At 70.8% G+C, this 22,771-nt stretch carries 20 protein-coding genes and 1 pseudogene; 11 read left to right on the forward strand and 10 right to left on the reverse strand.

The genetic code is table 11. The annotated features are described in order from the left end of the window. Nucleotides 1-52 precede the first annotated feature (52 nt). From IE317_RS15900 to IE317_RS15910, 3 genes are all read right to left on the reverse strand, one after another. Nucleotides 53-382 (reverse strand): NAD-dependent epimerase/dehydratase family protein, encoded by a 330-nt coding sequence (locus IE317_RS15900; RefSeq protein ID WP_191310713.1) that lies wholly within the window; start codon nucleotides 380-382, stop codon nucleotides 53-55. A 97-nt stretch (nucleotides 383-479) separates the two neighbouring features. Beyond that, entirely contained in the window at nucleotides 480-1,049 is a 570-nt protein-coding gene (locus tag IE317_RS15905) for a DUF2510 domain-containing protein (RefSeq protein ID WP_229902725.1), read from the reverse strand. A gap of 3 nt (nucleotides 1,050-1,052) precedes the next feature. Then, nucleotides 1,053-2,393, reverse strand: a complete 1,341-nt coding sequence (locus IE317_RS15910) for a DUF4041 domain-containing protein (RefSeq protein ID WP_191310714.1) — start codon at nucleotides 2,391-2,393, stop codon at nucleotides 1,053-1,055. A 140-nt stretch (nucleotides 2,394-2,533) separates the two neighbouring features. On the opposite strand from IE317_RS15910, the gene IE317_RS15915 reads away from it, so the two are divergent. Together IE317_RS15915 and IE317_RS15920 are read left to right on the forward strand one after the other, a co-directional pair. Continuing rightward, nucleotides 2,534-5,320 (forward strand): hypothetical protein, encoded by a 2,787-nt coding sequence (locus IE317_RS15915; RefSeq protein WP_191310716.1) that lies wholly within the window; start codon nucleotides 2,534-2,536, stop codon nucleotides 5,318-5,320. Between the two features lie 53 nt (nucleotides 5,321-5,373). Continuing rightward, on the forward strand, nucleotides 5,374-6,138 hold the full coding sequence (locus tag IE317_RS15920; RefSeq protein WP_191310719.1) for a DUF1206 domain-containing protein: 765 nt from the start codon (nucleotides 5,374-5,376) through the stop codon (nucleotides 6,136-6,138). 24 nt (nucleotides 6,139-6,162) lie between these two features. Here the strand turns inward: IE317_RS15920 and IE317_RS15925 are convergent, their stop codons facing one another. Next, the gene (locus IE317_RS15925; protein WP_191310721.1) at nucleotides 6,163-6,513 is read right to left on the reverse strand and encodes a UBP-type zinc finger domain-containing protein; all 351 of its coding nucleotides are present in this window, start codon (nucleotides 6,511-6,513) and stop codon (nucleotides 6,163-6,165) included. Between the two features lie 238 nt (nucleotides 6,514-6,751). Between IE317_RS15925 and IE317_RS15930 the strand changes: the two genes are divergently transcribed. Then, a complete protein-coding gene (locus IE317_RS15930; RefSeq protein ID WP_191310723.1) occupies nucleotides 6,752-7,948 on the forward strand; it encodes a glycoside hydrolase family 5 protein in 1,197 nt (398 codons plus the stop codon). Between the two features lie 120 nt (nucleotides 7,949-8,068). Here IE317_RS15930 and IE317_RS15935 read toward each other — a convergent pair whose 3' ends face one another. Next, a complete protein-coding gene (locus IE317_RS15935) occupies nucleotides 8,069-10,945 on the reverse strand; it encodes a glycoside hydrolase family 9 protein (protein ID WP_191310725.1) in 2,877 nt (958 codons plus the stop codon). Between the two features lie 234 nt (nucleotides 10,946-11,179). On the opposite strand from IE317_RS15935, the gene IE317_RS15940 reads away from it, so the two are divergent. Next, the gene (locus IE317_RS15940; protein WP_191310727.1) at nucleotides 11,180-12,808 is read left to right on the forward strand and encodes a glycoside hydrolase family 27 protein; all 1,629 of its coding nucleotides are present in this window, start codon (nucleotides 11,180-11,182) and stop codon (nucleotides 12,806-12,808) included. Nucleotides 12,809-12,836: 28 nt separating this feature from the next. On the opposite strand, the pseudogene IE317_RS15945 reads toward IE317_RS15940, so the two are convergent. Continuing rightward, nucleotides 12,837-13,871: pseudogene (locus IE317_RS15945) on the reverse strand (IS1634 family transposase). 127 nt (nucleotides 13,872-13,998) lie between these two features. Here IE317_RS15945 and IE317_RS15950 point away from each other — a divergent pair. After that, the gene (locus tag IE317_RS15950; RefSeq protein ID WP_191310729.1) at nucleotides 13,999-14,355 is read left to right on the forward strand and encodes a VOC family protein; all 357 of its coding nucleotides are present in this window, start codon (nucleotides 13,999-14,001) and stop codon (nucleotides 14,353-14,355) included. Here the strand turns inward: IE317_RS15950 and IE317_RS15955 are convergent. Next, nucleotides 14,331-14,915, reverse strand: a complete 585-nt coding sequence (locus IE317_RS15955; protein ID WP_229902726.1) for an alpha/beta hydrolase — start codon at nucleotides 14,913-14,915, stop codon at nucleotides 14,331-14,333. The genes IE317_RS15950 and IE317_RS15955 overlap by 25 nt on opposite strands. A gap of 321 nt (nucleotides 14,916-15,236) precedes the next feature. Here IE317_RS15955 and IE317_RS15960 point away from each other — a divergent pair, with 321 nt between their 5' ends. Beyond that, nucleotides 15,237-15,470, forward strand: a complete 234-nt coding sequence (locus tag IE317_RS15960; protein WP_191310731.1) for a hypothetical protein — start codon at nucleotides 15,237-15,239, stop codon at nucleotides 15,468-15,470. A gap of 262 nt (nucleotides 15,471-15,732) precedes the next feature. Here the strand turns inward: IE317_RS15960 and IE317_RS15965 are convergent, their stop codons facing one another. From IE317_RS15965 to IE317_RS15975, 3 genes are all read right to left on the reverse strand, one after another. After that, a complete protein-coding gene (locus IE317_RS15965) occupies nucleotides 15,733-16,083 on the reverse strand; it encodes a hypothetical protein (RefSeq protein WP_191310734.1) in 351 nt (116 codons plus the stop codon). Nucleotides 16,084-16,576: 493 nt separating this feature from the next. Continuing rightward, a complete protein-coding gene (locus IE317_RS15970; protein ID WP_191310736.1) occupies nucleotides 16,577-16,927 on the reverse strand; it encodes a hypothetical protein in 351 nt (116 codons plus the stop codon). A gap of 106 nt (nucleotides 16,928-17,033) precedes the next feature. Beyond that, nucleotides 17,034-17,402, reverse strand: a complete 369-nt coding sequence (locus tag IE317_RS15975; RefSeq protein WP_191310738.1) for a hypothetical protein — start codon at nucleotides 17,400-17,402, stop codon at nucleotides 17,034-17,036. 408 nt (nucleotides 17,403-17,810) lie between these two features. On the opposite strand from IE317_RS15975, the gene IE317_RS15980 reads away from it, so the two are divergent. The 5 genes from IE317_RS15980 to IE317_RS16000 are packed head-to-tail and all read left to right on the forward strand — an operon-like array spanning nucleotide 17,811 to nucleotide 22,740. Then, the gene (locus IE317_RS15980; RefSeq protein WP_191310740.1) at nucleotides 17,811-18,647 is read left to right on the forward strand and encodes a hypothetical protein; all 837 of its coding nucleotides are present in this window, start codon (nucleotides 17,811-17,813) and stop codon (nucleotides 18,645-18,647) included. Next, the gene (locus IE317_RS15985) at nucleotides 18,644-19,609 is read left to right on the forward strand and encodes a polysaccharide deacetylase family protein (protein ID WP_191310742.1); all 966 of its coding nucleotides are present in this window, start codon (nucleotides 18,644-18,646) and stop codon (nucleotides 19,607-19,609) included. Before IE317_RS15980 ends, IE317_RS15985 begins: the two co-directional genes overlap by 4 nt. Beyond that, nucleotides 19,606-20,880, forward strand: a complete 1,275-nt coding sequence (locus IE317_RS15990; RefSeq protein ID WP_191310744.1) for an O-antigen ligase family protein — start codon at nucleotides 19,606-19,608, stop codon at nucleotides 20,878-20,880. Before IE317_RS15985 ends, IE317_RS15990 begins: the two co-directional genes overlap by 4 nt. Then, nucleotides 20,855-21,895, forward strand: a complete 1,041-nt coding sequence (locus IE317_RS15995) for a glycosyltransferase (RefSeq protein WP_229902727.1) — start codon at nucleotides 20,855-20,857, stop codon at nucleotides 21,893-21,895. Before IE317_RS15990 ends, IE317_RS15995 begins: the two co-directional genes overlap by 26 nt. Continuing rightward, nucleotides 21,892-22,740, forward strand: coding sequence for a hypothetical protein (locus IE317_RS16000; RefSeq protein WP_191310746.1), 849 nt, complete (start codon nucleotides 21,892-21,894; stop codon nucleotides 22,738-22,740). Before IE317_RS15995 ends, IE317_RS16000 begins: the two co-directional genes overlap by 4 nt. Nucleotides 22,741-22,771: the final 31 nt, after the last annotated feature.

Consider the following 22,771-nt stretch of genomic DNA (forward strand, 5'->3'; position numbering starts at 1 on the left):
CGGCTTCGGCGAGAACCCTTGCCCCCGCTCGCTTTTCCCGGTCAGTATCTCGTCATCGCGGCCCGGCCCGTAGTAGCCGACCGCGGACGCCGCCGGCGAGCAGGTCCGCGGCGGGTGCCTCCGGGTGCCACGTCCGCTCGCCGGGGCCATCGGCGGGCCGCCGCACCAGCCGGACGACCTGGTGTCCCCCGGCGGTGAGCAGCGCCGCCAGCACCGTCCCGACCAGACCGCTCGCCCCGGTCACGGCGACCGTCAGCAGCTCGTGCCGGTACCGCCGGAGCGCGGCCAGATCGGCGGCCAGCCGGCGGTCGCGCCGGGCGGACATCGAGCGCCGGAACGCGGCGGGATCCTCGGTGCCGGCCGCGCGAACGACCCTGGCCACGATCACCCCTCGGCGCACGTTGATGCAATGTGCGGGGAACCTAAAGGAATGATCGACTTCGCGCGCGCCGAAACCGCCCCGGGCGACGGGAACGCGATCAGACGATGTCGAGCCGAGGTGCCGCCGACGCGGCTTCTGCCGCATTGACGATCGCGTGCGCGTCCGACACGTTGTTCACCCGGACGGCCATGGCCGGAATCGCCCGCTTCGACGGACGGGTCGTGTACACGGCGAGGAACTTCGTCGATCTGTTGTAGACGGCGGCCTTGGCCTGGTTCCAGTCGACCTCGAGGACCTGCTTGCGCACGATGCCGACGAACAGGAACAGGAGCCGCTGCGTGGTGCACGCGAGCACCCCGAAGCCCTCTCCCTGCGCCCCGGTCAGTGCGAGGACCCGCTCTTCGGGACGGAGGAAGGCGGCCAGGAGGTTGACCTCCTTCCTCGAGCCGACGAGCAGTCCGCTCACCCGGCTCACCGCCTGGGCGATGTCCGGCCGCAGAGCGGGAGGAGGCGCCTCGGCCGGCTCCGGCTTCGGGGCCGCGGCCTTCGGGCGGTCGGCGGTGTGGAACGTCCAGTACCGCCCGTCCCAGTAGCGGATCAGCCGCTCGTCGAGCGGGTCGGTGAACCACCCGGGCGAGCGCACCGGGGCCATCGGGGACCGGGTCACCGCTCACTCACCACCGTCGTCGGACAGGTCGCCGTCCGCGTGCACCGCCACGCCCGAAAGCACGGGCGCGCCGGTCTCGCGCCGGCTCGGGTCGGACGCACGCCACTCGACGGCTTCAGGTGTGTCGGTGTACTGGACCACGTGGGCGTTCCGGATGGCGAGCAGCTGCTCCTTCACCTCGGCTGGCGTGGCGTAGAAGAATTCCCGCCGCATGTTGACCAGGTTGACGCGCTTGTGGCTCAGCCGGCGGTGCAGCTCGGTTTCCAGAGAGACCGCGTCGTCGGAGAAAACCAGGGCGTGGACGTCGAACCGGAACGGCACGGACGCGTCCCCGAGCTCGCGGACCCGGTCGAGCGGTTCCTGCCGCCGGGTCATCCCGATCTTGACCACGTTCGGGCCGAACGCCCCGATGTTGGAGATGACGTACACGTGTCCCACCCGGATGTTGGCCGCGCGCAGCTCGACCCCGGCGATGGCCTCGTCGATCGACGTCAGCTGCGCACGCGCTTGCGCGACGCCGTCCAGGTCACCCTTCGCTTCGAGCTTGGCGACCGCGGTGGCGTAGTGCGCTCGCTCCTTGGCCAGGCGGGCACGTTCCCGCTCGATCTCCTTCATCACCTTGGCTTCTTCGCGGAGACGCTCGCGTTCCGCGCGGGCTTCTTCTCGCTCGGCCTCGACCTTCACGAGATGATCCGCGGTCAAGTCGATCTCGCGGAGCCGAAGCCGGTGATAGCCGTCCGAAACGGCGATCCGCATCAGCACGCCCAGCCGGCCGATCGTGTCCCGTGTGGTCGACAGGCGCTTCTTCACCGCCTCGCGAGTGTGAGGCTTGACCACGCGGACCGCGTTGTCGGCCTCGGCGTTGTAGGCGCGCAGCATGAGCTTCGCCATGTCGCGGCCGAGCTTCTGCCCCTCCTTCACCGAACCGTTGACGGCCCAGTCGACCTGACAGGAAACCGCGTTGCCCCGCGCCTCGGCCTTGATCTGCTCGCGCAGCCTCTTCAGCTCGTCCTTGTAGGCGACGGCGTCATCCAGGGGGTGGGCGTACTCGTAGACACCGACTTCCTGGAGCAGTGCGAGTTCTCGCGTCTCCACCAGCCTCGACTGCCACGCCGCGGCCTCGGCTTTCAGTTGATCGAGCGAGGCATCCAGTGCCGCGCTGTCCTGCTTCGTGCGCTCGACGGCCGAACGCAGGTTCCGCAGGTCTGCTTCGAGGGCAGGAGTCTCCACGCCGCGCAACTGGGTGACCCATCCCCGCAACTCCGCAATCGTCGCGTGCGCCGCGCCGAGTTGCTGCTGCAGCAAAGCCGGATCCGCATTCTCCCGGCCACCGAACAGCGCCACTCCTGCTCCCCCCTCACTCCGGTATCCGGTCACCGCGGACCGAACGGCTCACCTGAGATCGTCGGCCGCCTTCGCCTTGTTACGGCCGTGACGGTAAATCTGCGGGACCGGTCCCATCGCCAATGTGCCATTCTGTTCCGATGGGGGGAACTGAGCCGCTCGGATTTGTCGGGGCCGATGTGCTGGTCAAACTGCTCGGGGCGCTTTGCCTGCGGCCGCGGCGTGGGGACCGGCCGCGGAAACTCGACGAACAATGCCACTGGGGTGACTACCAGGACGAACGGTCCGAACGGCGGGGCCTGCCCATGGTGTGCCTCGTCCGGCCGCCGGAAAGCGGGGATGTGCTGCCCGCCGTCGCGGAGCGGCTCAAGACCGCGAAACCGCAGGGCAGCATCCGGTACGCGCGGCCGGACCTCACCGGGCACGAAGGGCGGGACGAAGCCGGGCCCGCGACCGCCGACTCCGTCACCGTCGTGCGGGACATCCTGCGCGAGGCGCGGAAAGAACTCGGGGACAGCGCGACCGCGCACACCAGCCGGCTGCCGTTCCCGCTGTTCGACCTCGTCTACTGGCTCATGCTGCAGGACTACGACGGCCGCGAGGATCCCGACGGGGTGCTGCGGCGGGCCATCCGGCGGATCAGCCTCGCCGAACGGTTCAGCTCCTCCGCCGAGGACGCCGTCAAGCAGCTGCCCGAAAACCAGGGCATCTGGAAGGTGTTCTCGCTGCTCGTGCGCGGGCTCACCCTGCTGACCTTCCGGATCGCCGTCACCGGGCGGGTGCCCCTGCTCTCCGGGCGGTACCGCTGGTTCCTGCGCCAGCCCCACCTCGCCCCCGAGATGTCGGGCAGCTTCGTCCGCTTCGCCCGGCGGCTCACCGAAGGACAGTGGCAGGAGGAGGCCCCCGAGTACGTCTGCCGCCTGCTGCTGAACGCCTTCCTCGAAGACCTGCGGCGCGCCTACCGGCTGCGGCCGTGGCGGGTGTGGCGGCGGCGCCGGATGACCTACCCCGTGCTGCTGCTCGACGAGGTGAGCGTCGGCAACGGCGGCTACCGGCTGCTGGAACTGGTCAACTCGGTGCGCAACCAGGTCGGCCTGTTCGACCCGCTGCTGGTCGTCAGCGCCAGTCCCGCGCCACCGCCGGACGCCGAGCCGACGCCGCACCGCCCGCAGTTCCAGGCGGAGCAGGCGCGCGCCGCGTACGTCGCCTGGCAGAACCAGCTCGAACGCGACCGCCGGGAGCGCCGGCCGACCGCCTGGTACCTGCCGATCGGCGTCCGGCCGCCCGGCGACGACGACGAACCCCGGGTCCGGCAGATGCTGCAGACCCTGGGCAGCGACTACCGGTTCCGCAGGCAGGTGCGGCCGCCGTGGTGGGCGAGCCGGTGGACGCGGATCGGCGCGCCGGTCTTGGTCGTCGCGCTGGTCGCCGGGTTCGTCGCCTACCGCGCCCACGACACCTACGCCGAGCACTGCGGCTCCGGCAACCTCTGGCTGACCTGGACCGGCAGCGAGTGCGTCGGGGTCACGGACGGCTCCGAGGACGTCTTCCAGCCGTCGGACGCGACGATCCGGCAGGTCGAAGCGGTCGTGCTGGACCAGAACCACCGCGCGGAGCAGCTGCACGGAGCCCATCCGGAACGCCCGTACATCACGCTCGTCGTGCTGCAGGCGCTGACGTCGTCCAACAACCTCGCGGACGGGCTGACCACCGAACGCGAATCGCTGGAAGGGGTCGCGGTCGCCCAGCTGCGGCAGTTGAACGCGCCCGGCTCGGCCGACCCGATCGTCCGGCTGCTCATCGCCAACGCGGGCCGCAACATGCGGGAAGGCGTGCGGGTGGCGAACCAGCTGCGGCTGCAGGCCCAGCAGGACAGCAGCATCGTCGGCGTGGTCGGGCTGGACATGAGCAGCACGCCGACGCAGCGGACCATCGCCGCGCTGACCAACGCCGGGCTGCCGATGGTCGCCTCGACGCTGTCCGCGGACCCGCTGGCCGACCTGAACCCGATGTACTTCCAGGTGACGCCGCAGAACCGGCGTGAGGCCGCGGTCGCGGCCGGATTCGCCGACCGGCTGCCGGGCCCGCGCGCGGTCCGCGTCTACTACTCCGACGACGACGCCGACGTGTACAGCACCAACCTGCGTGACGACGTGCTCAAGTCCTTCCGCGACAGGGGTTTCCAGGCCGAAGCACGGGCGTTCACCCCGGACGGGGGCCTCGGCGGGCCGCCGTCGCACGTGCGGTACGGCGAGACGCTGCTGGGCAACGCCGGTGCGGCCGGACGGGACACCTGTTCCTACGACGGCCTGGCGTTCTTCGCCGGCCGGGGCGTGCCCGACTTCGGCCAGTTCCTCGGCAGCGCCGCGCAGTGCGGCAGCCGGGCCACGGTGATCGGCGACGACGACGTCACGCGGTTCGTCGCCGACCAGGGCGAACGCCGGCGCAACCGCGCGCTGCCCTACTACTACCTCTCGTTCGCCACCGCGCCGGTCACCCAGCCGAGCGGTGCCGCGCTCGACTTCTACACGACGCTGGACGAGACGCTGTTCCCGTTCGAGCGGACGCCGGAAGGCCGCTCGTACGACGGCCACGCCGCCCTGGCCTACGACGCCGCGCAGGTGATGATCGTCGCGGCGGCGTACCTGCGCGAGACCGCGGCCGAGATCCCGGTGACGCCGGGGGCGATCTGGCGCGAGATCACCGCCATCCACACGTCGCGCCCGGGCGCCGAACAGGTCAACAAGTACCTCGAAGGCGTCACCGGCACCATCGACTACGGCGGCGACATCGGCCGGAACGTGCCCCAGAACAAGCCGGTCGCGGTGATGGGCGTGTCGGGCGGCGAGGTGGACAAGTCCGTGCACGGCTTCTGCGGCGCCGCCGACTGGGCCGCCTCGGACACCTGGTGCCCGCCCGATCCCTAGCGAGGGCCGGATGAGTCTGGCCAAAGCGGCCAAGGTGAGCAAAACTCACCTTCATGCCCGAACTGAGAGCTTTCAGCCTGCTTGCCCGGATCGGGTTGACCTGCTATGCGGCCGTGCACTTGATCGTCGCCTGGCTGGCCGTCCAGGTGGCGCTCGGCGACAACGAACGGGCCGACAAGGCGGGCGCGTTGCAGATCGTCGCGTCCGAGGGCGGCGCGGGGCTGCTCTGGCTGGTCGCCGCCGGCACGGGCGTGCTGGCACTGTGGCAGCTCGCCGAGGCAATCACCGGCCACCGGAACGCCGGCCCGCGGCGGCGCTGGGTGCGGCGGACGGTCAGCGGCGTCGAAGTGGTGCTGTACGGCCTCGTCGCCTACAGCGCGGGCAAGACGGCGCTGGGCGCGTCCGGCAAGGCGGGGTCGGTGGTCGCGAGCGTGCTGGGCCGGCCGGGGGGCGCAGTCGCGGTGATCGCGGCGGGCGTTCTGGTCATCGCGATCGCCGCGTGGCTCGCCTACCGCGGCGCGCGCAAGAAGTTCCTCCGCGACCTCGACTTCGGCGGCGCGTCCCGGACGCTGCGGCGGTCGACCACCCGGCTCGGCCAGATCGGCTGGTGCGCGGTGGGGGCCCTGTACGCGACGGTGGGGGCGATGTTCGTGCTGGCCGCGGTCCGCTACGACCCCGCCAAGGCCGGCGGCTTGGACCCGGCGCTGAAGACGCTGGCCATGCAACCGTACGGCCAGGCGCTGCTGCTGGCGCTGGCCGCGGGCATCGCGGTGTTCGGCGTGTTCGCGCTGCTGGAGGCGCGGTTCCGCCGGCTGTGACGCCGACCGGGGCCGTCCCCCGGGTCACCGGTGCAGGTGCTGGGCCCAGTCCGCGGGCACGCGGCCGGCCGGCCCGGGCGCGGGCTGGGTGAGCGGCCGGTGTTCGGGCCCGGCGAGCGCGGGGCCCGATTCGTACAGCACTTCTTCGCCGTAGTCCCAGAACCACTCTTCGCCGGGCTCGAAGCTGCGCGCCAGCCGGTGCCCGCTGGCGGCGGCGTGACCGCTGGCGTGCTGCCCGGGCGACGAATCACAGCACCCGACGTGCCCGCATTCCGCGCAGCGGCGGAGGTGGAACCACCAGCCCTGCGGGTCCGCGGTCTCGCAGTCCGCACAACCCGGGCCGCTGGGCGGCACCGAGGGATCCACTCCTTGCACGCGCACTCCTCTGCTCGACCGGACACACCCAGCTTAGGCGCCACCGGCCGGAACCCGCAGGGCCGGGCCACCGAACCGGTTTCCCTCCGGCCCGCGTCGGAAAATCGTCGATTCTTTCGATTATTCGACGCCTTCGATCACCGAACTCCAGGCGAAAGATCCTTATTGGCGGGAGCATTGACGACGGATACCGATCATGTTGGAATATCTCCACCAATGGGCATGAGAGGTTTCCATTATGACTTCGAGAGCAGCGCAGCTCCGGTCCGTCTTCCTCGCCGCCGCACTGGCCGTCACCGCGACGGTTTCCGGGGTCCACCCGGCCACCGCCACCACGCAGGCGAATGCCGCGCAGATCGTGTCCGACATGGGCGCCGGGTGGAATCTGGGAAATCAGCTGGAAGCCAGCAGCAACGGCGTTCCCAGTGAAACGGCGTGGGGTCAGCCGGCCGTCACCCAAGCGCTCATCGACAAAGTCAAGGCCGCCGGGTTCAAAACCATCCGGATTCCGATTTCCTACCTGAACCACATCGGCGCCGCGCCGGGCTACCAGGTCAACACGGCCTGGCTGAACCGGATCCAGCAGGTCGTCGACTACGCCTACAAGCGCGGCCTGTACGTGCTGATCAACATGCACGGCGACGGCTACAAGAGCGTCAACGGCGCCTGGCTGATCTGCGACTCCGGCGACCAGGCCACCATCAAGGCCAAGTACCAGAAGGTCTGGCAGCAGGTCGCGGCCCGGTTCGCCGGCTACGACCAGCACCTGGTCATGGAGGCGATGAACGAGGAGTTCGACGGCCAGTACGGCACCCCGACGCAGCCGTGCTACTCGAACATCAACGCCTACAACCAGATCTTCGTGGACACCGTGCGCAAGACCGGCGGGAACAACGGTTCACGCTGGCTGCTCATCGCCGGCTGGAACACCAACATCGACTACACCACCGGCAACTACGGTTTCGTGCTGCCGACCGACCAGTTCCGGTCCTCGTCCGTTCCGGCGAGCGAAAAACGGATCATGATCTCCGTGCACTACTACAGCCCGTGGGACTTCGCCGGCGAGGAGAACGGCACCATCACCCAGTGGGGCCGCAACTCCACCAACCCGTCGAAAAAGTCGACCTGGGGTCAGGAAGACTACCTCGACGCCCAGCTGAAAGCAGTGCGCGACGTGTTCGTCTCGAAGGGCTATCCGGCCGTCGTCGGCGAATACGGTTCCGTCGACAAGTCCGCGTTCGATTCCTCGAACAACCGCTACCGCGCGGACTTCGCGCGTGCCGTCGTGTCGACGGCCAAGAAGTACGGCGCGGCCACCATTTACTGGGACAACGGCTACAACGGCCAGTACGGGCTGGGCCTGTTCGACCGGAACTCGACCACCGTGACCCACCAGGGCATCATCGACGCCATCATGAGCGGGCTCGCCGGCTGACGGGCGAGGCGGGACGGAGAAGCGGGCAGGCGCGCCGAGGGGGAGGAGGCGCACCTGCCCGCGGGGGAAACGCTAGCGGAGTGTCCGGGAGTTCGCCGATCGAACGCCCGGACGGCCTCCTCAGCTGCAGGTCTTCCCGTTCACGGCGAAGGACGACGGGGCCGGGTTGCTGCCCGTGTGGCTGCCGTTGAACCCGATCGAGACGGACTTGCCCGGCGCGACCGAGGCGTTCCACGACATCGCCTTGGCGGTGACTTCGGCGCCGGACTGCGACCACGTCGCCGACCAGCCCTGGGTGACCTTCTGACCGGCCGGGAAGGCGAACTTCAGCGTCCAGTCCGGCCACGCCGTGGTTCCGGTGTTGGTCAGGGTGACGTAGGCCGTGAAGCCACCACTCCACGAGGTCGCCGAGTAGGTCACCGCGCAGCCGCCGGCCGGGGTGTCCGGCAGCGTCGTGAACTGCGTCGACGCCGAGTCGGGGCCGCTCAGGCCCGCACCGTTGCGGGCCACCACGACCAGGGTGTAGGCGGTCGACGGCGACAGCCCGGTCAGGGTCGCCGACGTCCCGGTGACCGTGGCGAGCACCTTGCGGGCCGCCCCGGTCACGCTCACGACGTCGTAGTTCTTGATCCCGCTTTCGGCGTCCGAAGACGCCGTCCAGGTCACCGTCGCGCCGGTGGCGGACACGCCGGACACGGCGGGCTTGCCGGCCGCGGCCGGGGCGGTCGTGTCCACCGCGGACGGCGACTTCTCCGCGGTCCAGTTCGCCAGCCAGGCCAGCGCCGAGTTCCAGTTGATGGCGACCTCGTTCACCGAGTACGCCTGGATGTCGTCGACGAAGCAGCGCTGGGGTGCGCAGCCGGCGAGCAGCCGGGCCGCGGTCGGGTCCTGCAGGCCGCTGTTGGGCCCGCCGGACAGCGCCCCGGGCGGCGCGGTCGGCAGTGACGGGTCCAGCTCGTGCGCCCAGAACCGGTGGTGCACGTTCTGCACGGCCTGGTCACCGTGGCCGGCGACGTAGGAGTAGTTCGCGGGGTTGCGGCCCAGCAGGTAGTCCATCGCCCCGAACGCGCCGTCGCGGTACTTGTCCTGCTTGGTGAAGTCGTACGCCAGCGCCAGGACCACGCCGTTGTTGGCCACCAGGCCGTTGGATCCCCACTCGTACGTGCCGTCGGCGGTGCGGTAGGGCGCGGGGTAGCCCATCCCCGCCATCTGGGCGAGGTGGCTGTCCGCCGTCGTGGTGATGGCGGTCTTGATGGCCGCGACGTCCGCCGCGGGCAGGTCGGTGGGCACCAGCGCGAGGGTGATGTCGCCGAGCGCCCCCGTCGAGCCCCAGTCGAAGCCGTGGGTGTTGAAGCTGACGCCCCGGTAGAGCGACGAACCGGTGACGTCGGTGCGGTACCCGCTCTTGCCGGTCGTCGCGAACAGCTCCGCGGCCGCCCAGTAGAACTCGTCGGTCACGGTGTTGTCGCTGTAGGTGCCGCCGCCGGTGCCGTCGTTCGGGTCGGCCAGCACGTTCGGGTTGGCCTTCGCCGCGGCGTAGGCCTTCTCGGCCGCGGCGAGCAGCTTCGCCGAGTACGCCGGGTCGATGGTCTTCCACAGCCGGGACGCCTGCGCGGCGACCGCGGCCATGTTCAGCGTGGCCGCCGTGCTCGGCGGGGAGAGCCGGCGCGGCTGGCTGTCCAGCTCGGGCCGGGTCGGCAGCGCGGTCCACGCCGCGTCGTGGATCTTGTGGTGCACCATGCCGGCGTTCGGCTTGCCGTCGGGCACCTGCATGGACAGCAGGAAGTCGACCTCCCAGCGGGCTTCGTCGAGGATGTCCGGGACGCCGTTGTTCCGCTCCGGGATGGCCAGCTTCCCGTCGCCCAGCGCGCTCGCGTCGCCCAGCTTCAGCGCGCGCTCGTACTCGTCGAGCAGTTCCCAGGTCGCGATGCCGCCGTTGACGACGTACTTGCCGTGGTCGCCGGCGTCGTACCAGCCGCCGCGCACGTCGAGGGTGTAGCCGCAGTTCAGGTCCGACCGGCAGGGCACGTTGTTGTCGCCCTGGTTCGGCGCGACGTTGACGTGGCCCGCGGGCCGCGCGTAGTTCGCGCCCACGTACTGGGCGTCGATCGCGATCCCGCTGCGCTGGTGGTAGAAGAAGGCCAGCGAGTCGTAGCGCAGCTTCTTGAGCCCGTCCGCGGAGATGTCGAACGGGAAACTGGTCTCGGAGCCGACGGCCAGGGTGTAGCCGGTGCCCGCGGTGTCGTAGGCGGAGAAGTCGATGTCGTGGACGCTCTCGCCGGAGGCGGCGTCCGCGCCGCGGGGCCGGGTCTGGCCGGTGGTCACCGCGGTGCCGGCGGCGTTGCGCAACGTCCACGTCACCGGTGTCGCCGAGCTGCTGATCAAGGTGGCGTGCTTGGGCAGGCCGGGGGTGTAGCTCTCCTGGTTCACCCGGATGCCGCTGGTCGGCGGCAGGCCGCCGGGCGGGATCACCCCGCCGATCAGCGAGATGTTGTCCAGGCAGACGGTGTTGTTCGCGGCCTGGCCGCCGAACCAGAAGGCCAGCTGGCCGTTGCCCGCGGCCGGGAAGTCCAAAGTGGACGTGAACGTGACGGTGAAGTGCTGGGCCGTCGGGGTGACCGTGAGGTCGGTGCGGGAGATCTGCCGGTAGGGCGAGACGGCCTCGCCGGCGACGGCGGAGATCTGCTGGGTGGTCGTGGCGTGCGCGTCGAATGTGAGCGTGTACTGCTGTCCCGCCTCGAAGGGGACGCCGTTCTGGCCGGCCAGGGCGTCGTAGCCGTTGGCCGTGCCGCCGGTGACGTCGGTGCAGAACTCGCCGCCGGTGACGCGGCCGGTGGTCCCGGCCCCGGCCCACCAGGGGTCGAGGGTGCCACTGGCGAACGTGCCGTTGAGCAGCCGCTCGTAGTCCGCGGCGGACGCGGGAACGGAACCCGCCGTCAGCCCGAGCGTCGTCACCGCCAGCAACACCAGTCCAGCCCGGAATCTTCTGACCCGCATTCGCCATCTCCTCGTCGTCGAGCTCGGCAAAAGTGGGAGCGCTCCCAGACAGGGCACTGTAATCATGCGCACACGGCTTTGGCAATGATCGGCATAGGAGGGTGGACGCGGTACCTGCCTTCGTCTATACATACCGGGGTCCCCGGGTCAGCCAACGCGAAATTTTCGAAACTTTCAGCGAAACCGAAAATGTTAACGCTAACTCTCGGTCCGCCCGTCCGGAAAGGGGCGACGATGCCCGCTCGAACCCGTTCACGGATCCTGCACTTGTTCACCGCCGCGGCCGCCGCGCTGTCACTGTCCGCCGTGGTCCCGCCGGCCGCCACCGCCGCGCCCGGGAGCCCGGCGGTCACCCCGCCGCTCGGCTGGAACAGCTGGAACAGCTTCGGCTGCAACGTCAGCGAGTCCACCATCCACCAGGCCGCCGACGCCATGGTCTCCTCCGGCATGCGCGACGCGGGCTACCAGTACGTCGTCGTCGACGACTGCTGGTTCGACCCGCAGCGCGACGCCCAGGGCAACCTGCGCGGCAACGCCTCGAAGTTCCCCAGCGGCATGAAGGCCCTCGGGGACTACATCCACGCCCGCGGCCTGAAGTTCGGCATCTACCAGGTGCCCACCGACCGCACGTGCGCCCAGCGCACCGGCACCTACCCCGGCTCGACCGGCAGCCAGGGCCACGAAGCCCAGGACGCCCGCACCTTCGCCTCCTGGGGCGTCGACTACCTGAAGTACGACTGGTGCTCCCCCGCCGGCACCCGCGACGAGCAGGTCAGCCGGTTCGGCCTGATGCGCGACGCTCTGCGCGGCACCGGGCGGCCCATCGTCTACAGCATCAACCCCAACAGCTACCACGCCATCACCGGGGACAAGTACGACTGGGGCCAGGTCGCCGACCTGTGGCGCACCACCGAAGACCTGCTCGACATCTGGCAGAACGGCAACACCAACAGCTACCCGATGGGCGTCGGCAACGTCCTCGACGTCACCGCGCCGCTCGCCGCCCAAGCCGGTCCCGGGCACTGGAACGACCCGGACATGCTCGTCGTCGGGCGGCCCGGCCTGTCGCTGACCGAGTCCCGCGCCCACTTCGCGCTGTGGGCCCTGATGGCCGCCCCGCTGATGGCGGGCAACGACATCCGCACCATGTCCGCGGACATCAGCGCCGTCCTGCGCAACCCGCGCCTGCTGGCCGTCGACCAGGACCGCCTCGGCGCCGGCGGCCGCCGGGTCCGCGACGACGGCAACGTCGAGGTCTTCGCCAAGCCGCTCTCCGACGGGTCCGTCGCCGTCGGGCTGCTCAACCGCGGCAGCGGCACGGCCACCATCACCACCACCGCGGCGCAGATCGGGCTGTTCGGGACCTCGTTCACCTTGACCGACCTGTGGACCGGCGCCACGTCGGCATCCAGCGGGTCGATCAGCGCGAGCGTGCCCGCCCACGGCGTCGCCGCCTACCGCGTCTCCGGCGGCACCCCGCTCGCCGCCACGACGTCCCGGCTGCGCGGCAACGGCTCGAACCGCTGCCTCGACGTCGACAACGCCTCCACCGCGTCCGGCGCGGGCACGCTGCTCTGGGACTGCCAGACCGCCGCCAACCAGCTGTGGACGACCTGGGAGAACGGCGAAATCCGGGTGTTCGGCGACAAGTGCCTCGACGGCGGCGCGAGTGGCGCCCAGGTGACCAGCCGCTCGTGCACCGGCCAGAACAACCAGAAGTGGACCGTCGGGTCGGACGGCACCATTCGCAACGTCCAATCAGGACTGTGCCTCGACGCCGAAGGGGCGGCGACCGCCAACGGGACGCGCGCGATCCTGTGGTCCTGCAACGGCCAGGCGAACCAGAAGTGGAGCCGCGTCTGAACAGCTTCGGCTCCTGACTTGGCTCGAATTAGTGCGCACCGCGGTCGTGGATGCGGGTGAGGGCATCGCGGAGGTCGTCGGGTAGCGGGTCGACGGCGGTGAGGGTGTGCTCGCCGGCCTGGATGTTGGTGGTGCGGTAGCGGCGGGTGGTGCGCACGAACTTCTTGATCGACCAGCCGGTGGTCTGCTCGATCCACCTGCTGACGGCCAGGGCGGCGAACACGACCGTCAGGTGCGCGTCGGTCGATCACGAACTCGGCGGTGACGTCCGGGAGGTTGGTGACGTAGCCTTTGAGGCCGGCAAGGGCGCGTGCCTTGGCTTCCAGGGTCCGGTTGACACTCTTGGTGGCGCCGGTGAGCTGGATGAACCGGTTGCGTTTGACCGCGGTCTTGCCAGCGTCGGCCACGACCGTGACATCAGCCAGCTGGTGGGCATCCATGAACGCACGGATGGTCGGCAGCATCGTAGTGGTCTCGCCCCGGTTGCCCTGGAACGCGTTAACCATCAACGGAAACCCGCTTGCGTCGGTGAGCAGCCCGATCGTGATATGCGGCTCCAGGCGGCGTTCTTTGGAGAACCCGGGCTCACGGAACCCGTCCCCGGCATCGGTCTCGAAGTACAAGGTGGACACATCGTAGAGAACCAGTGACGCCGGCCCCAGATCAGCGGTGCGGGCGCGTCCAGCTTACTGGTCGGCTCGACGATCCGTGCCAGCACCAGTGATCGGAACACCTCGTCACCACCAGCGGCCTCCTCGAACCCCAACAGCTGGTAGGCGTGGCCGAGCGCGTCCCACAGGTACCCCATCCGCGACGACGTGATCGCAAGCGGCCCACCACCAGCACCACTGCCGGCCTGCAACGCCGCGAAGTCCGGGCCAAAGTCGAGCTCGGGCTGCCCCACAGCCAGACGCTGCCTCGCCACCGCCTTGAGCGCCTCCAACGCCGCATCGTCATGCGCCGAGCCGATGTGCTCGATGTCCCGCGACCCGCGACGCGAGGAGTGCACGATCTGCACCGCCCTGGCCCCCGACGCCGTCTTCACCGTGCGCACATACGCCACGAGAGACAGCCTAGAACCGGCCGGTTAGTGCGCAGATTTTCGCCGTTCACACGACGAAACCGCAGCTCAACAGCCAGACCCTACCCAAGATCAGCGATCTTGAGCCAAAGTCAGGTAAGGTGACGGAATGGTCATGCGGGTGGCGGTTCCCGTGCTGCCGTGCCGAGATGTGCAGGCAGCGCGGTCGTACTTCACGGACGTGCTCGGATTCGACACCATCTTCACCTGGGAGACCCCACCTAGCTACGCGGCCGTGGTCCGCGACACCGCCGAGTTCCACCTGTACGCCGAAAGCAGCGTCGGCCCGGCCAGGGTGACGGTTGTCGTCGACGACGTCGATTCCTGCCACGACGAGCTGCGCGCCCGCGGCGCCGACATCGTCGAGCCACTGGCTGACCGGCCCTACGGGATGCGCGACTTCAACGTACGGACACCCGATGGGCACTTGTTGATCTTTACTCAGCCGCTTACCGAGTACGGGTGACCATCAGCGGACCAGCCGGAAGAATGACCGGACCTCGTCGACGAACAACGCCGGCTGCTCGAACGCCGCGAAGTGCCGCCCTTGCCGGGCTCGTTCCAGTACCGGATGTTCGGGAACCGGCGCTCCGCCCACCGCCGAGACGGGCGCTGCAGCTCCTTGGGGAAGACCGAACAGCCGGTGGGTACGGTCACCGGCGCGCCGGCCGACCCGGAGATCCATTCGTTGACCTGCCGGAGGCTTTCCCAGTACAGCCGGGCGGATGAGGCACCGGTGCCGGGCAGCCAGTAGAGCATCAGGTTGTCGAGCAGCTCATCCCCGGTAATAACCCGATGCAGGTCGCCACCGGAGTCGGTCCACGACCAGAACTTCTCGACGATCCAGGCGCAGAGGGCGGCCGGCGAGTCGACCAGCCCGTAGCCGACCGTCTGCGGCCGGGTCGACTGCTGCGCCGAGTATCCGGAGCCCCATTCGTCCGCCTCCCGCAGTGTCGCGAGCGCCGCCCGCCCGGCACCGGTGAGGTCGTCCAACGTGGCCGGATCGGGCGGTGCGAGCGGCGGCATGAGATGGATGCCGGCGACCCGATCGGGTTGCCGTTGACGATGCTCGTGGCGATGCTGGTGCCCCAGTCGCTGCCCTGGGCGCCGAACCGCCGGTAGCCGAGCCGGGCCATCAGCTCGCACCACGCGTCAGATATCCGCTCGATCCCCCACCCCCGGCGCAGCTCAACAGCCAGCACCCTACCCAAGATCAGCGATCTTGAGCCAAGTCAGGTCTGAACAGCTTCGGCTCTCACCTGACCGAGGGACACGACGCCGGTAACGCGCGGGCGGTAACGGAGCGATAACGAGGTACGGACCGTCCGACCGCAGGAGAACTTTCGCGTGGAAACACCGTGCCGAGGCCCCATCGACGTCACCCGGATCAGCGGGTTCGACACCGGCACCGCCGACCCTGACGACCTCCGCCGCGCCGTTGCGGCGTCTCCCGGCTACACCCGGGCCGCCACCGAACAGCAACCCGCGGTGCTGGACATCGTGCTGCGGGTGGGCACCACGCCCGTCCCGGAGCCGCGACGACGCCGCGGAGTCGTCGGGAGGCTGCTCCGCCGCTGGTGACTCCGCGCACGAAAAAGCCGCGACCGACGTGTCGGTCGCGGCTTTTTTCTGCGCCGGGTGGGGCCGGCTCACCGGTTCTCCCCCGATGGCCGGGGCCCCACCCGTGCCGGCGTCGGCGCCGGGTCGCTGCGTGCCCGGAACGGGGAACCGGAGTGTGCAGCTCGCTCCCTGTTCCGCACACGCAGTACGACGTCAGGCGCGGCGCCGTATTCCGCGCCTCGGCCGGCTTCCGCACACACAACGGGCAGCCGGGCGCGGGGACTCAGTGGCCCTGTTCGGTGCCACCGTCGGCGAGGCCGCCCGAGGCGCAGTTCTCCGGGTTCTCGCCGCTGGCCTCGTGCTCGCCCGGCGACAGGATCGGGATGCCGATGCCGTTGAGCGAGTTCTGGACCGGCACCTGGACGCCCAGCACGTTGATGTTGTCGTCGCACACGCCGAGCACGGCGTTGACGTTGTGCAGCACGTCGGTGTTGTTCAGGTTCAGCAGGCCGAGCTGGCCGGTGTGACCACCGTTGTGGTCGTGGCCGTCCGGCGTACCGGCGGCCGCGACGCCACCGGCCAGGAAAGCGCCGGCCGCCATGGCAGCCGTGACGAAACCAACCTTCTTCAGCATTTGTTCTCCTCGATCAGTCGGTGCATCGGACAGGACGGGCGCGAGGTGTGTGTTTTCCGTCCCGCGTGAGGGGAAACGTACTGATAACGGGGGAACAATTCCACTCCGTGCCACCATCGGGTGCGCACCGCAGGCCGCTGACCGGGCAGTGATTGGCCCGATCGGGTCAGCGGGGTTTAACGCGGGCGAACCGTTTCGCCGGAAACGGGCCACATTCGCACACTCGTTCATGCCACAACCACTCGAAGAATCGCAACGGAAACGAGCCGGAAGCCGTAGGCTCGTTCACACGGAACACGTTCCCCTCGACCCCGGGAGCGGGTCTCCGATGGGGAACCGGCGAGGTGTGAACCCCTCAGCCGAGCCCGCAGCCGGGCGACGCACGACCTCGCCGGTTCCCCAGTACCCCGACGGCCGCTCGCCGATTTCTTTTGCGCAGCAAAAAGCCGTCGCACGGAAAGGTTTCCGCGCGACGGCTTTTTTTGCGGCTTGGTCAGTGCCCCTGGGCCGTCCCGCCGTCCGCGATGCTGCCGCTGGCACAGTTCGACGGCAACGAGCCCTCGGCCTCGCTCGCGCCCGGCGACAGGATCGGGACGTTGACGCCGTTGGCGTCGTCCTGCACCGGGACCTGCACCCCGAGCACGTTGATGTTGTCGTCGCAGACGCCGCCGACGACGTTCACGTTGTGCAGCGCGTCGAGGCTCTGCACGTTGGCCAGGCCGAACTGCTCGCTGTGGTCGGCCGGGTGACCCTCGACCGTGACGGTGGTCGCGGAGGCCGCGCCGCCGAACGCGGCCAATCCCGCGGCCAGTGCGGTCGCGACGAATCCGAGCTGCTTGATCACGAGAAAGAACTCCTCAACTGCCGCCCCGGCACGGGGCGGTACTTCACGGCGCGAACCGCGGTCCGCGCCAATACGGAAACCATTTCTTTCCGCCGGAGCGGAAAGTTCACTCGCCCTGGCTGGTGCCGCCGTCGGCGAGACCGCTCGAGGCGCAGTTGGACGGCACCTCGCCTTCGGCCTCGCTGGCACCGGGCGACAGGATCGGCACGCCGATGCCGTTGAGCGACTCCTGGACCGGCACCTGGACACCCAGCACGTTGACGTTGTCGTCGCAGAGCCCGAGCGTGGCCTGGACGTTGTGCAGCACGTCGGTGTTGTTCAGGTTCACCAGGCCGACCTGACCGGTGTGGTCGTAGCCGTAGTGGCCGTGGTGGTGGCCGTGCTCTTCGCCCGGCGTCCCGGCGGCCGCGATCCCGCCGGTGACGAACGCCCCGGCCGCCATGGTGGCCGCGACGAAGCCCAATTTCTTCAGCATGGAATCTCCTCGACAAGACAAATTTGCTGGAGCAGCATTCGAGGCAATTGTTACGCCTCGGTGGGAAAAACGTACTGATGCGACACGGGGTGTTCCAGCCGATTCACCGATCGTGTGGGGTGTGCGAGCCCCTGACCGGGGTTCGTATAGCTCGAACGGGTGGCTCTCCGCCGGATATCGCGAGGTTGGCCGACGGCGTGCCGGAACACCCCGCACACCTTATTACGCAACGTGTTATGCCTGGCGGAACACAACGATACGTCACACTTTGGTGTCGCCTCCGCCCCGCGGATCGCTCTCGGAGCGTGACGAATTCCCGAACTCCATCCTTCGAAAGTGAAGCCACTTCCGCGTTCCTACGCTTTGCCCGATCACCCGGTACGCGGTGCGGGACGTGAGGAGTCGTTCGTGGTGGATTACGCGGTGCTCGTGGCCTCCGCGGTGCTCTACGCGGTGGGGATCGTCGCGCAGAGCGTCGCCGCGCGGCGGGCCGGCAACCGGCGGGGCGCCGGACTGGGCCTGCTGGCCCGGCTGGCCGCCGATCGCCTGTACCTGCTGGGTTTCGCCGGTCAGGTGGGCGGTTTCGCGCTCGCGTTCTTCGCGCGGGCTTCCCTGCCGCTGTACCTGGTCCAGGCCGCGTCGTCGTCGGCCATCGGGCTGGCGACCGCGTTCGGGGTCGTCGTCCTCGGGTGGCGCATCCGCACCGGGGAAGCGATGACGCTGGTGCTGCTGGCTTCCGGGCTGGTCGTGCTGGCCGGGTCGTCGTCGGCTTCGGTAGCCACGGACCTCCCGCCCGCCGGCGTCGCCGCGCTGGCGGTCGTGGTTCTGGGGACCGGGCTGGCCATGATCCCCGCGGGCCGGGCGGGGACGTTCCTGCCGGCCGCGGTCCTGTCCGGGGTCGCGTTCGCCGTCGTGGCGGTGGCCAGCCGGACGCTCGCCCACCTCGATCTCGTTGCCCTGCCAGGAAATCCGCTGACCTGGCTGATGCTCGCGGCGGCCGTCCTCGGCCAGGCTTCGATGGCGGCCGCCCTGCAGCGCGGGCCCGCGGCGGCGGTCGTGGCCACCGCGGACGCGACCACGATCGTGCTGGCGTCGGTCACCGGCATCGCCGTCCTCGGCGACCACGTCGTCGGCGGGCACGGGCCGTGGGTCGCCACCGGCCTCGCCGTGGTCGTGTGCGGTGTCCTGCTGCTCGGCGTGCAGTCGCGCGCCGGCGCGCCCGCTCTCGCGGGGGAAGCGGCGTGACCCCGCGGCCGCTCGCGAGCGTCTCGGTCGACCTCGACAACCTGTGGGCCTACCTGAAGACCCATGGCGATCCCGGCTGGCGCGACCGCCCCAGTTTCCTGCCGTCCGCGGTCCCGCGGCTGCTGGAGATCCTCGGCGAACGAGGCCTGACGACGACGGTTTTCGTCGTGGGCGCCGACGTCGTGCGCGAAGACGGCGCCAAGGCGGTCGCCGAGATCGCCGCGGCCGGGCACGAGGTGGCCAACCACTCCTTCGGCCACGAACCCTGGCTGCACCGCTACTCCCGCGAGCGCCTGGAAGACGAACTGAGCCGGACCGAGGACGCGATCGCCGCCGCGGGCGCGCCCCGGCCGAGCGGGTTCCGCGGACCCGGCTACAGCGTCACGCGCGACCTGGTCGAGCTCCTGGCCGAGCGCGGCTACGCCTACGACGCCAGCACGCTGCCGACGTGGATCGGCCCGCTGGCCCGCGCGTACCACAACCGCACCGCGAAGAACACCGACGACGGGGCCGGCGAGCTCTTCGGCGGGGTCTCGCGGGTGCTGGCGCCGGTGCACGCCTACCGCTGGCAGACGTGCGCGGGCAGCTCGCTGGTCGAGCTCCCGGTGACGACGATGCCGCTGCTGCGCACGCCGATCCACGGTTCGTACCTGCTGCAGTTGCACGCGATCTCGCCGCGGCTGGCCCGCGCGTACTTCCGGACGGCGTTGCGGCTCTGCCTCGCCCGTGGGGTGTCGCCGTCGCTGCTGCTGCACCCCACCGACGTCCTCGGCGCCGCCGACGCGCCCGGGATGGAGTTCTTCCCCGGTATGGCGGCGCCGGGTACGCGGAAGGTGGCCTGGCTCGGCTGGGTGCTTTCCGCGCTGCGCGAGCACTTCGACGTCGTCGGCACCGGGGAGTACGTCAGCCGGACGACCGTGCGGCGCACCCGGCCGGTGACCAGATTGGACATCGGGAGATGACGACTCGGCTCTTTCGGGGGTCCGGGTGGCGGAGCCCCCGGCTGACAACAGTCGTCCGGCCCTCAGCGCGCGAAGCCCGGGAGACGACCGCGCTGCGGGTCCTCGCGTACGCGACCGTCGCGTGCGCGCCGGTCGAGGGTTACCTGACCGTCGTGCAGAGCCAGCTCGGCAAGGTCGCGCCCGCGCTGCTCACCGTCGTCTGGCTCGCCGTGCGGATCCGGCGGCGGCAGCTGCCCCGCCCGACGGCGCTGCACGCCGTCCTCGCGCTCCTCGCCGTCGTGCTGGCGGCGACGGCGTCCGTGCACGCGGCCGGCGCCTTCACCGCCGAGTACACCGTGCGCTGGCTGCCGTTCCTCGTGGTCACCGCGGTGCTCGCGGACGTCGCGAGCCGCGAGGCGCCGATCCGCCGGCTGCTGCTCGCCGCGGCCGCGGGCGCCACCGTTGCCGGCGCGGGCGCCCTCTACAGCCTCATCGCCGAGGGCGAAGCCCGCGCGAGCGGGCCGCAACCGGACCCGAACGACCTGGCCTACTTCCTCGTCGCCGCCGTTCCCCTGCTCGCGGCGCTGCACCGCCGCGGCCGGGGGTTCCTCCTGACGGCCGCGGGCATCGTCCTGGTGGCCGGGGCGACGGCGACGTTCTCCCGCGGCGGCGCGCTCGGCCTGGCCGCCGCGGTCGGCTGGCTGCTGCTGCGGCGGGTGCTGCCGTGGCGGGTGCTCGCCGCCGCGGCCGTGGCGGTCGCCGGACTGGGCCTGGGTGCCGTGCTGTTCGCCGGACCGCAGCTGGACCGGGCGCTGCAGGAGAAGAGCTTCATCGCCGCGACCAATGTGGACACCCGGGAGCTGCGCTGGCAGGCGGCGGCCCGGATGCTGACCGCGCACCCGGTGCTCGGCGTCGGTCCCGGCGGGTTCCGCGAGCACTACGCCGCCGAGTCGCACAACGCCGAGGTCGACGAGCAGACGCCGGTCGCGCACGACATGTACCTCGAGGTCGCCGCGGAACTCGGCCTGCCCGGATTCGCGCTGTTCGCCGGGGTGGTCGGCGTGGCCGCGGTGGCGAGCGAGCGGACGGTCCGGCTGGCCGGTGCCGGGCCGCGGCGGACCGAAGCGGTCGCGATCCAGGCGTCGCTGCTCGCCGTGCTGGTCACCTCGACGTTCCTGTCCGAGCAGTACTACCTGCCGTTGTGGTCGCTGGCCGCGCTCGCCGTCGCGACCGAAACCCGGGTTCGAGAAGGAGAGGGGAGCGCCGATGCGGGTGCTGCACGTGATCAGTGAGATGGGGGCGGGCGGGGCGGAGACGCTCGTGGCCGGCATGGTGACCCGCGGCGAGGAGTACGGCTGGGTGTCCGCCGTCGCCAGCGGCGGTGGCTTCCGCGCCGACGCGCTGGCCGCGGCCGGCACGCCGACGTACCCCGTGCCGCTCGCCCGCCGCAGCAAGGCGGGCGTGCTGAAGGCGGCCTGGGCCACCCGCCGCGCGATCGCGCGGTTCCGGCCCGACGTGGTGCTGGCCCACAACGTCGGCGCGAGCCTGGTGGCACGCCTTGCCGGGCGGCGGCCGGTCACTGTCTTCCACGGCGTCGCCGACGAGGATTACCCCGCCGCGGCCCGGATCCTGCGCCGCACTTCCGCGCAGGTCGTCGCGGTGTCTGCCGCCACCGCCGACCGGCTGATGGCGGCGGGGCTGGAGCGTCCGGCGGTGATCCCGAACGCGGTGTTCCCGCGGACGCCGGTGTTCGGCCGCGCGGAGATCCGCGCGTCACTGGGTGTCCCGGAGCGGACGCCGGTCGCGCTGTGCCTGGCCCGGCTCGAACCGCAGAAGCGCCACGACGTGCTGCTGGACGCCTGGGCCGCGGTCGACGGCGACGCCGTGCTGTGGCTGGCCGGCGACGGCAGCCTGCGTGGCGAGCTCGAGCGCCGCGCGCAGGCGCTGGGCCGCCGGGTCGAGTTCCTCGGGACTCGCACGGACGTCCCGGACCTGCTCGCCGCGGCCGACGTCACGGTGCTGACCAGCGACTGGGAGGGCCTGCCGCTCGCGGTGCTCGAGTCGATGGCGGCCGGCCGCCCGGTGGTCGCGACGGACGTCGGCGGGATCGCCGGGGTGCTGACCGGCGGCGGGATCGTGGTGCCGCCCGCGGATCCGGCCGCGACGGCCGCCGCGCTGAACACGCTGCTGTTCGACGTGGCCGCGCGGGAAACCGCCGCCCGCGAAGGCATCCGGGTCGTCGAACGCGACTACGACCCGCACGCGCTCATGAAGTCCTACGACGAACTGCTCCGAGGTGCCCGATGAAGTCCCTTGTTCCGAGCGTCGCCGTGGCGCTGCTGGTGGGTGCGCTCGTGCTGCTCGTCGGCTTGACGCGCGGCGAGGAGTACCAGGGCCGGGTGAGCCTGCTCGCCGGTCCCGCGGCGGCGGACGGTGCGCCGTACGGCGAGGTCGTGTCGCTGGCGTTGCCGGCGCTGGTCGAGCTGGCCCGCAGCCCGTCGGTGCTCGCGGCGGCGGCCCCGGTGTCCGGGTACGGGCCCGACGAGCTGGGCAGGCACGTGTCGGTCGAGCTGGTCCCGGCCTCCGGCCTCGCGCGGCTGTCGGTGCGCGCGTCTTCGGCGGAGCAGGCGGGCGCGGCGGCGATGGCGCTGAGCAAGGCGATGATCGACGCGGATCTGCTGGCTCCGGCCGGGAAGCTGCGGACGCTGGATTCGCGGCCGGAGGTGATCCCGGTGGCCCCGGACGCCCCGCTGGTGGCCGGGCTGGCGCTGGTCGGCGCGGTCGCGGCCGGACTGGCGACGGCGGCCGTGCGCCGGTTGACGCCGTTCGGCGCGGGTCCGGGCCCGGTCCGCCGGGCGTTGGCGGCGGCGGGCGCGCACCGGCCGGTGGCGGTCCTGAGGGAGGAGGACCCCTCGGCCGCGGACCGGCTGGCGGTGCTGTGCCGCGCGGCCGGGCGCCCGGTGCGGGTGCTGCCGGTGACGCCCTCGGTGAGCGAGGTCGCGGCCAAGCTGGCGGCGGGACTGCCGGAGGAGAGCGGCGAGGGCGCCTCGGTGGTGGCGGTGACGGCGGATGGCCGGGACCAGGCCGAGCTGACCGCGACGGTGAGTGTGCTGCCCGCGGACGCGGTGCTGGTGGCGGTGGTGCTGGCGTGAGCTCGAGACAGCCCACGCCGGGCGACACCGG

Origin of the sequence: Amycolatopsis bullii (assembly GCF_014654205.1) — a bacterium.
In the GTDB taxonomy this organism is placed as follows: Bacteria; Actinomycetota; Actinomycetes; order Mycobacteriales; family Pseudonocardiaceae; genus Amycolatopsis; species Amycolatopsis plumensis.

Coding starts and splice junctions, on each gene's coding strand:
- IE317_RS15915 (WP_191310716.1), top strand. CDS start 2,534: ATGGGGGGAACTGAGCCGCTCGGATTTGTCGGGGCCGATGTGCTGGTC.
- IE317_RS15920 (WP_191310719.1), top strand. CDS start 5,374: ATGCCCGAACTGAGAGCTTTCAGCCTGCTTGCCCGGATCGGGTTGACC.
- IE317_RS15930 (WP_191310723.1), top strand. CDS start 6,752: ATGACTTCGAGAGCAGCGCAGCTCCGGTCCGTCTTCCTCGCCGCCGCA.
- IE317_RS15935 (WP_191310725.1), bottom strand. CDS start 10,945: ATGCGGGTCAGAAGATTCCGGGCTGGACTGGTGTTGCTGGCGGTGACG.
- IE317_RS15940 (WP_191310727.1), top strand. CDS start 11,180: ATGCCCGCTCGAACCCGTTCACGGATCCTGCACTTGTTCACCGCCGCG.
- IE317_RS15950 (WP_191310729.1), top strand. CDS start 13,999: ATGGTCATGCGGGTGGCGGTTCCCGTGCTGCCGTGCCGAGATGTGCAG.
- IE317_RS15955 (WP_229902726.1), bottom strand. CDS start 14,915: ATGCCGCCGCTCGCACCGCCCGATCCGGCCACGTTGGACGACCTCACC.
- IE317_RS15965 (WP_191310734.1), bottom strand. CDS start 16,083: ATGCTGAAGAAGGTTGGTTTCGTCACGGCTGCCATGGCGGCCGGCGCT.
- IE317_RS15975 (WP_191310738.1), bottom strand. CDS start 17,402: ATGCTGAAGAAATTGGGCTTCGTCGCGGCCACCATGGCGGCCGGGGCG.
- IE317_RS15990 (WP_191310744.1), top strand. CDS start 19,606: ATGACGACTCGGCTCTTTCGGGGGTCCGGGTGGCGGAGCCCCCGGCTG.
- IE317_RS15995 (WP_229902727.1), top strand. CDS start 20,855: ATGCGGGTGCTGCACGTGATCAGTGAGATGGGGGCGGGCGGGGCGGAG.
- IE317_RS16000 (WP_191310746.1), top strand. CDS start 21,892: ATGAAGTCCCTTGTTCCGAGCGTCGCCGTGGCGCTGCTGGTGGGTGCG.